This is a genomic window from Kitasatospora purpeofusca (assembly GCF_034043715.1).
Taxonomy (GTDB): Bacteria; Actinomycetota; Actinomycetes; order Streptomycetales; family Streptomycetaceae; genus Kitasatospora; species Kitasatospora purpeofusca_A.
On the sequence record NZ_JAXCLC010000064.1, the window covers coordinates 47392 to 54572 of the forward strand.

Annotated in this window: 7 protein-coding genes; 4 read left to right on the top strand and 3 right to left on the bottom strand. The window is 76.5% G+C overall.

Features of this window, described 5'->3' with window-relative positions; all coding sequences use genetic code 11:
- Positions 1–56: 56 nt before the first annotated feature.
- Positions 57–1208, top strand: coding sequence for a ribosome small subunit-dependent GTPase A (gene rsgA, locus SM793_RS27830; protein WP_413816046.1), 1152 nt, complete (start codon positions 57–59; stop codon positions 1206–1208).
- Positions 1209–1305: 97 nt separating this feature from the next.
- Here the strand turns inward: rsgA and SM793_RS27835 are convergent, their stop codons facing one another.
- The gene (locus SM793_RS27835; protein WP_320441040.1) at positions 1306–1761 is read right to left on the bottom strand and encodes an ASCH domain-containing protein; all 456 of its coding nucleotides are present in this window, start codon (positions 1759–1761) and stop codon (positions 1306–1308) included.
- Between the two features lie 164 nt (positions 1762–1925).
- Between SM793_RS27835 and SM793_RS27840 the strand changes: the two genes are divergently transcribed.
- Positions 1926–3497, top strand: coding sequence for a DNA-3-methyladenine glycosylase 2 family protein (locus tag SM793_RS27840; RefSeq protein WP_320441041.1), 1572 nt, complete (start codon positions 1926–1928; stop codon positions 3495–3497).
- Complete coding sequence (locus SM793_RS27845; RefSeq protein ID WP_320441042.1) at positions 3494–4060, top strand: methylated-DNA--[protein]-cysteine S-methyltransferase; 567 nt, start codon at positions 3494–3496, stop codon at positions 4058–4060. The genes SM793_RS27840 and SM793_RS27845 overlap by 4 nt, the downstream gene beginning before the upstream one ends.
- On the opposite strand, the gene SM793_RS27850 is transcribed toward SM793_RS27845, so the two are convergent.
- Both SM793_RS27850 and SM793_RS27855 read right to left on the bottom strand, forming a co-directional pair.
- On the bottom strand, positions 4047–4643 hold the full coding sequence (locus tag SM793_RS27850) for a GNAT family N-acetyltransferase (protein WP_320441043.1): 597 nt from the start codon (positions 4641–4643) through the stop codon (positions 4047–4049). The two genes, SM793_RS27845 and SM793_RS27850, sit on opposite strands and share 14 nt — an antisense overlap.
- A 110-nt stretch (positions 4644–4753) precedes the next feature.
- Positions 4754–5269, bottom strand: a complete 516-nt coding sequence (locus tag SM793_RS27855; RefSeq protein ID WP_320441044.1) for a MarR family winged helix-turn-helix transcriptional regulator — start codon at positions 5267–5269, stop codon at positions 4754–4756.
- 142 nt (positions 5270–5411) lie between these two features.
- Between SM793_RS27855 and SM793_RS27860 the strand changes: the two genes are divergently transcribed.
- On the top strand, positions 5412–6953 hold the full coding sequence (locus SM793_RS27860) for an MFS transporter (RefSeq protein WP_320441045.1): 1542 nt from the start codon (positions 5412–5414) through the stop codon (positions 6951–6953).
- Positions 6954–7181: the final 228 nt, after the last annotated feature.

Genomic DNA, 7181 nt, shown 5'->3' on the forward strand with positions numbered 1-7181 from the left:
CGCACGCAGCCGCAGCCGCCCGGCGGGATCACTTTCCTCCCGAAGGGCCCACTGCGTTGTTCGACGCTGCCTCCGTTCCGTTCTCCTCTTCTTTCCCCTCCACCGGCTCCGACGGTTTCGACTCCGCCGAGGCCGCCGCGTCGCTGGCCGGCTACGGCTGGACCAGCGCGCTCGACGAGCTGTTCGCGCCGCTGGCCGAGGCCGGGCTGGTCCCGGCCCGGATCGTCCGGATCGACCGGGGGCAGTGCGACGCCGTCCTGGTCGACCCCGGGACGGGCGAGCTCCGCACCGTCCGGGCCGACACCCGGCAGGTCGGCGACGCCGACATGATCAACTGTCCGTGCACCGGGGACTGGGTCGCCGTCGACCTCTCGCCCGGGCGGCCCCTGCCCGCGGTCGCGGCCCTGCTGCCGCGCTCCACCGCGATCATCCGCAAGGTCGCGGGCAAGCGCTCCGACGGCCAGGTGCTCGCGGCCAACGTCGACACCGTGGTGATCGCCGCCTCGCTCGCCGCCGAGCCCGACCTCGGCCGGATCGAGCGCTTCCTCGCCCTCGCCTGGGAGTCCGGTGCCGAGCCGCTGGTCGTGCTCACCAAGGCCGACCTGGTCGACGACGCCGACTTCATCCGGTCCGACGTCGAGGCCGCCGCGCCCGGCGTCACCGTCCTGGTGGTCAGCGCCGAGACGGGCGAGGGCATCGACGTCCTGCGCGCCTGCACGCCCGGCACCACCGCCGTGCTCGGCCAGTCCGGCGTCGGCAAGTCCACCCTCACCAATGTGCTCGCCGGGGTCGATGCGATGACCGTCCAGGCCGCCCGCTCGGGCGACCAGAAGGGCCGGCACACCACGACCACCCGTGAACTCGTCCCGCTGCCCGGCGGCGGGGTGCTGATCGACACCCCCGGCCTGCGTGAGGTCGGCCTCTACGGCGGCGAGGGGGTGGCACTCGCCTTCGCCGACATCGAGGAGCTGGCCCAGGGGTGCCGCTTCCACGACTGCGGCCACCGGGGCGAGCCCGGCTGCGCGGTGCGGGCCGCGCTGGAGGACGGCTCGCTGCCGGAGCGCCGGATGGAGAGCTATCTCAAGCTCCAGCGGGAGAACGACTGGATCGCCTCCCGCTCGGACGCCAGGCTCGCCTCCGAGCGGCTCAAGAAGTGGAAGAGCATCACCAAGTCGATGCGCGCCGCGGGAGGCCCCGTGAAGCGGTGACGTCGGGCCGGTGCCCGTCCGGCTGTCCGCTTGTCCGCCTGCCCGTCCGGCCCGCCACCGCTACCGGCGGCGGGCCGGGGGCGGGCGGTGGTGGCCGTCAGCGGAAGTCGGCGAGCAGCCGGAACCGCTCCAGGACCACCCGGGTGTCGTCCTCCACGGTGAAGTCCGGGTCGCCGAGCACCTGGCACAGCTCGTCGCTGTGCCAGAAGCGCTCGTGCCCGGCCCGCCACTCGGCGACCGTCGTGTACCCCTCGCCCTCGTCGAGGGCGTGCCGCAGGTCGACCTCGTCGAGCCGGACGATCCGGACCTCGGTGGTCTCGGTCACCGCGACGATCCGTCCGGCCGAGTCCACCACGGCGTTCCGGTCCCCGGCCCGCGGCACCGGCTCGTCCTCGGCCTCGTACAGGGTGACCAGACCGGCGGTGCTGGTCTTGGCCCCGGACAGCACGGCGTCGACCAACTGGTCCCGCAGCGGGCCGGGGAAGGCGAACTCCGCGAGGCGCAGGGCGGCGACCCGGGGGTCGGCCGGACCGGAGTAGGGCTGTTCGGACACGGGATCTCCTGTCGGTCGGGGCACGTGCGGAAGGTCGGGATGTGTCGGGACACGTCGGGCGTCGGGCAGGCTATCCGGCCGGAGCGGGCGCGGGCCCCTGGTTTTCCACCGGTCCCGGTGTCCGGCCGCACCGCCCGGCCGGCCCGGCGGGGCGGCCGACGCCCATGTCCGATTCCCGCCGGTCGAGGTCCCTCCGGTGCCGCAGACTGGATAACGTGATCGACGACGACATCCGGTACCGCGCGGTGGACAGCCGGGACGCCCGCTTCGACGGCGTCTTCTTCACGGCCGTCACCTCCACCGGCATCTACTGCCGGCCGAGCTGCCCGGCCGTGACCCCCAAGCGCGTCAACTGCACCTTCTACCCCAGCGCCGCCGCCGCCCAGCACGCCGGCTTCCGGGCCTGCCGCCGCTGCCGCCCCGACTCCGTCCCCGGCTCGCCGGAATGGAACCACCGCGCCGACCTGGTCGGCCGGGCCATGCGGCTGATCGGCGACGGCGTGGTGGACCGCGAGGGCGTGGCCGGTCTGGCCGACCGCCTCGGCTACAGCTCCCGCCAGCTCCAGCGCCAGCTCACCGCCGAACTCGGTGCCGGGCCGATCGCGCTGGCCCGCGCCCGTCGCGCCCAGACCGCCCGGCTGCTGCTCCAGACCACCGGGCTGCCGGTCACCGAGATCGCGTTCGCGGCCGGCTTCGCCTCCGTCCGGCAGTTCAACGACACCGTGCGGGAGATCTACGACCGCACCCCGAGCGGGCTGCGCGCCGAGGTCGCGGCCGGCCGGCGCGCCGCCACCCCGGCCGGGGGCCTCGCCCTGCGGCTCGCCTACCGGGGCGCCCTGGACAGTGACCACCTGATCGACTTCCTCGCCCTGCGGGCCGTCCCCGGGGTGGAGGAGGTCGTGCCCGGCCGGGGCCCCGGCGTGCGGACCTACCGCCGCACCCTCGCGCTCCCGTACGGGACCGGCATCGCCGAGGTGGACGGCCTGGGCACCGACCGGCCGGTCACCCGGGGGTGGCTCGACTGCCGGCTGTTCCTCACCGACCTGCGCGACCTGCCGACCGCCGTCCAGCGCATGCGGAACCTGTTCGACCTGGACGCCGACCCGGTCGCGGTCGACGAGCAGCTCGGCGCCGACCCGCTGCTCGGGCCGCTGGTCCGGGCCCGCCCCGGGCTGCGCTCGCCGGGGCACGTCGACCCGCACGAACTGGCCGTGCGCGCCGTCCTCGGCCAGCAGGTCACCGTCGGCGCGGCCCGCACCCTGGCCGGCCGGCTGGCCGAGAAGTACGGCACCGCGCTGCCCGAACCCAGCGGCGGACTGCGGCTGCTCTTCCCGACCGCCGCCGCCCTGGCCACCGCCGACCCGGAGGACTTCGCGATGCCGGCCGCCCGACGCCGTGCGCTCACCGGCCTGTGCGCCGCCCTCGCCGAGGGCACCGTCCGGCTCGACGGCGGCGTCGACCGGGAGGAGGCGGCCGCCCGACTGCTCGCCCTGCCCGGCATCGGCCCGTGGACGGTGGGCTACCTGCGGATGCGCGCGCTCGCCGATCCCGACGTCTTCCTCCCGAGCGACATCGGCGTCAAGCACGGACTGCTCCGGCTCGGCGCCCCGGGGGACCCGAAGTCCGCCGCCCTCGCCGCCGGGGCCTGGGCCCCCTGGCGCTCCTATGCCGTGCACCGCCTCTGGGCGGCCCCGGCCGACGACCTCAGCACCCGAACGGAGAACACCCCCGCATGAGCACCACCGTCTTCACCTTCCTGGAGAGCCCCTTCGGCCGGCTGATGCTCAGCGGCGTCCTGCCGGAGGACGGCGGACCGGCCGGGCTCGCCACCGTCACCGCCCCCGGCCAGAAGTACGCGCTCGCCGAGCCGGCCGACGGCTGGGTCTACGACCCGGACGCGCTCGCGGCACCGGCCACCCAGCTCACCGAGTACTTCGCGGGCGAGCGCACCACCTTCGACCTGCCGCTGGCCCCGGGCGGCACCGACTTCCGCAAGCGGGTCTGGGAGGCACTCGACCGGATCCCGTACGGGGAGACCGTCACCTACGGGCAGCTCGCCGATCTGGCCGGCGAGTCCCCGCGCGCCGTCCGCGCGGTCGGTGGCGCGGTCGGCGCCAACCCGCTGCTGATCGTCCGCCCCTGCCACCGCGTCCTCGGTTCCAACGGTGCCCTCACCGGCTTCGCCGCCGGGGTCGACCGCAAGCGCTGGCTGCTCGACCTGGAGGGCGGCAGCGCCCTGTTCCGCACCCACCCCGAGCAGGTCGGACCGACCGGGCCGGAGCAGGTCAGGCGCCCCTGAGCGCGCTCAGGTCCACCCGCCAGTCGTTGCTGCGCATCCAGCGGCCGGGCGGGAACTCGAAGTCGGTCTCGCCGACGAGGGTGAAGCCGGCCTTGCGGCAGACGGCGTTGGAGGCGGGGTGGTCCACCGAGGGGAAGGCGTGCAGGTGGCGGTGGCGCGCGGTGCGGGCGGCGGCCTCGACGGCGGCCCGCGCCGCGGTGGCGGCGATGCCCCGGCCCCGGTAGGGCGCGAGCACGTTCCAGCCCATCTCGTAGACGGTGCCGCCCTGCCACGCGCGCTCGGCGTAGCCGACACTGCCGACGTCCACCCCGCCGGACCCCACCCCGCCGGACCCCACCCCGTCGGGCCCCGCCCCGCCGGACCCCACCCGCCCGGTCTCCGGCCCGTCGGTCTCCAGCACCACGCGGTACATGCAGCCGATCCCGGCGGGGACGAAGTCGAGGTAGCGGCGGTGGCGGACGAGCATCCGCTCCTCGCTCTCCGGACCGCCGACGTGTCGGCGCATCTCTGGGGTGTTGATCAGCCGCAGCAGGCCCAGGTCGGCGTCGGTCCACGGTTCGAGTCGCAGCGCGGGGGCGTCCATGGCCGGACGATAGTGGCCTCGACGGCCGGAGCGGTACCGGATTTCGCGGCCCGGGCCGGGGGTCGGAAGTCCGGGCCGGGGGCTGGCGGCTCAGGCCGGGGGATCGCGGTTCAGGCCGGGGGCTCGGCGAGGGCGCGGGCGAGGTTCTCCAGGGCGGGGAGCGCGTGCATCACGGCGTCGCGGTCGGCGGTGGAGAGGGTGTCGAGGGCGCCGGCGATCCGGCGCTCGTGGGCGCGCTGCCAGTCGTCGAGCTGGCGGCGGCCGGCCGGGGTGAGCGCGATCCGGGCGGTGCGGCGGTCCCCGGGGTCGGCCTGGCGGTCGACGAAGCCGGCTTCCAGCAGTTTGCCGACCAGTCCGCTCACGGTGTTCGGTGCGAGCCGCTGCTGGGCGGCCAGTTCGCCGACCCGGAGCGGGGCGGCGGCGAGCGTCTGGAGGAGTTCGACCTGCGCCATCGGCAGGGACTCCCACGGGTAGTCGGTCCGGATACTGCTGCGCAGGGCGCGGCGGAGCCGGGTGACCGCGTCGGTGAGCCGGCGGGCGCGTTCGATCGTCGTCGGCTCCGTGTCCTGCGGCTCGATGTCCTGCGGGCCTGTGGCGGATTCGGGAACGGGTGGTGACGACGGCATGGCCGACAGCGTAGCGCCTGGTACCGGTGCCCTTTGACGGCGGCGGATCGGTCGGGGGCGACCGGTCCCGCTCGGTCACGGACCGGTCGCCCGCAGAACACGTCGTAGAACGAACATATCTGCATCCGATATATTTCCCCGTATGAACGCCGCGTCAACGCTCACCGCCCGGCTGCTCGCCGAGCGCCCCCGACCGCGCGGCATAGCCGGCCGCCGGTACGCCCACTGGCTCGCCGTCGGGACCGTCTGCCTCGGCGCGTTCCTCGGCCAGCTGACGGCCAGCGTCACCGCGCTCGTCTACCCGGCGCTCCAGCGCCGGTTCGACGCCGGGTTCGCGGCCGTCGAATGGGTCGCCCTCGGGTATCTGTTGGTCCTGGTCGCGCTGCTCGCGCCGATCGGCCGGCTGTCCGACCTGGTCGGCCGCAAGATCATGTACCTGGGCGGGTTCGCGGTCTTCGGCCTGGCCTCGCTGGGGGCCGGGTTCGCGGGCGGCCTCGGCACCCTGGTCGCCTGCCGGGCGGTCCAGGCCGTCGGCGGCGCGATGATGCAGGCCAACAGCGTCGCCCTGGTCGCGCGCGGTGTCCCCGGGCACGCGATGCGCCGGGCGCTCGGGGTGCAGGCGGCGGCGCAGGGCCTCGGTCTGGCGCTGGGCCCGAGCCTCGGCGGACTGCTGGTGGCGCACGCCTCCTGGCGCTGGGTGTTCTGGATCAATGTGCCGGTCGCGCTGGTGGGCATCGTGGCCGGGTGGTTCCTGCTGCCCCGGACCAGGGTCGAGGCCGCACCGGCGCTGTCACACCCGGCGCTGCCGCACGCGGTGTTCTCGGACGCGGCGCTCCCGCGCGCGGCGACCGCACCGAGCCCGCCGCCGCGTCCGCGCGTCGACGCCGGTGCCGCCCTCGGGCCCGAGCCGGACGGCGGGCGCTTCGACCTGGCCGGCCTGCTGCTGCTCGGCGGCTCCACCACCGCGCTGCTGCTCGCCCTCTCCGCCGCCTCCGGTCTGCCGCTGCCCGCCTGGGCGGTCGCCGCCCTGCTGGCCGCCGCCGTCCTGTGCGGGCTCGCGCTGGTCCGCCAGGAGCGCCGCGCCACCCGGCCGATCCTCGCTCCCGGCCTGGTCAACACCCCCGGCGTCCGCCCCGGCCTCGCGGTCGCGCTGATCGGCTACCTGCTGCTGTTCTGCCCGCTGGTCCTCGGCCCGGTGCTGCTCGCCGAGGCCGGGCTCCCGACCGCGCGTTCCGGGCTGGTGATCACCGTGCTCCCGGCCGCGTTCGCGGTGGCCGCGACGGTCGGCGGCGGGCTGCTGCCGCGCGGCTGGTCCGACGTCGCCCGCTGCCGCTGCGGCGCGGCCCTCGCCGGGGCCGGACTGCTCGGCTGCGCGCTGCTGCCCGCCCTGGGCGCGCCCGCGGTGCTGCTGGCGGGCCCGCTGCTGGTGGCCGGCGGCGGCCTCGGCCTGCTGCTGCCGGCCAACAACGCGCTGGTGATGCGGGCGATCCCGGCGGAGTGCTCGGCCGTCGGCGGCGGCATGGTCAACATGGCCCGCAGTCTCGGCACGGCGCTCGGCACCGCGCTGCCGGTGCTCGGCGTCCACCTGGCCGGTCCGGCGGTGGGCGGCCGGTCGGTCCTGCTCGCGCTCGCCCTCGTCGCGGGCCTCGCCGTCGCGCTCGCCCGGCCGGTGCGGCGGCGCTGAGCGGCGGCCCGGGCAGGCCCGGGCGGGGCAGGTGAGGGCAGGGCAAGGCAAGGGCAGGGCAAGGGGAGGACAGGGGTACGGACACGGCAACGGCCGGGGGGGGGGGGGGGGGGGGCCGCCCCCCCCCCCCCCCCCCACGGGCCGCGGGGGGGGGGGGGGGGGGGGGGGGGGGGGGGGGGGGGCGGGGGGGGGCGCCCGCCGGCGCGACCGAGTGGCGGCGCCGCCGCC

Excerpts from the sequence above, each read along its gene's own strand:
- SM793_RS27840 (WP_320441041.1), top strand. The coding sequence starts at position 1,926 with ATGTCCGATTCCCGCCGGTCGAGGTCCCTCCGGTGCCGCAGACTGGAT.
- SM793_RS27845 (WP_320441042.1), top strand. The coding sequence starts at position 3,494 with ATGAGCACCACCGTCTTCACCTTCCTGGAGAGCCCCTTCGGCCGGCTG.
- SM793_RS27850 (WP_320441043.1), bottom strand. The coding sequence starts at position 4,643 with ATGGACGCCCCCGCGCTGCGACTCGAACCGTGGACCGACGCCGACCTG.
- SM793_RS27855 (WP_320441044.1), bottom strand. The coding sequence starts at position 5,269 with ATGCCGTCGTCACCACCCGTTCCCGAATCCGCCACAGGCCCGCAGGAC.
- SM793_RS27860 (WP_320441045.1), top strand. The coding sequence starts at position 5,412 with ATGAACGCCGCGTCAACGCTCACCGCCCGGCTGCTCGCCGAGCGCCCC.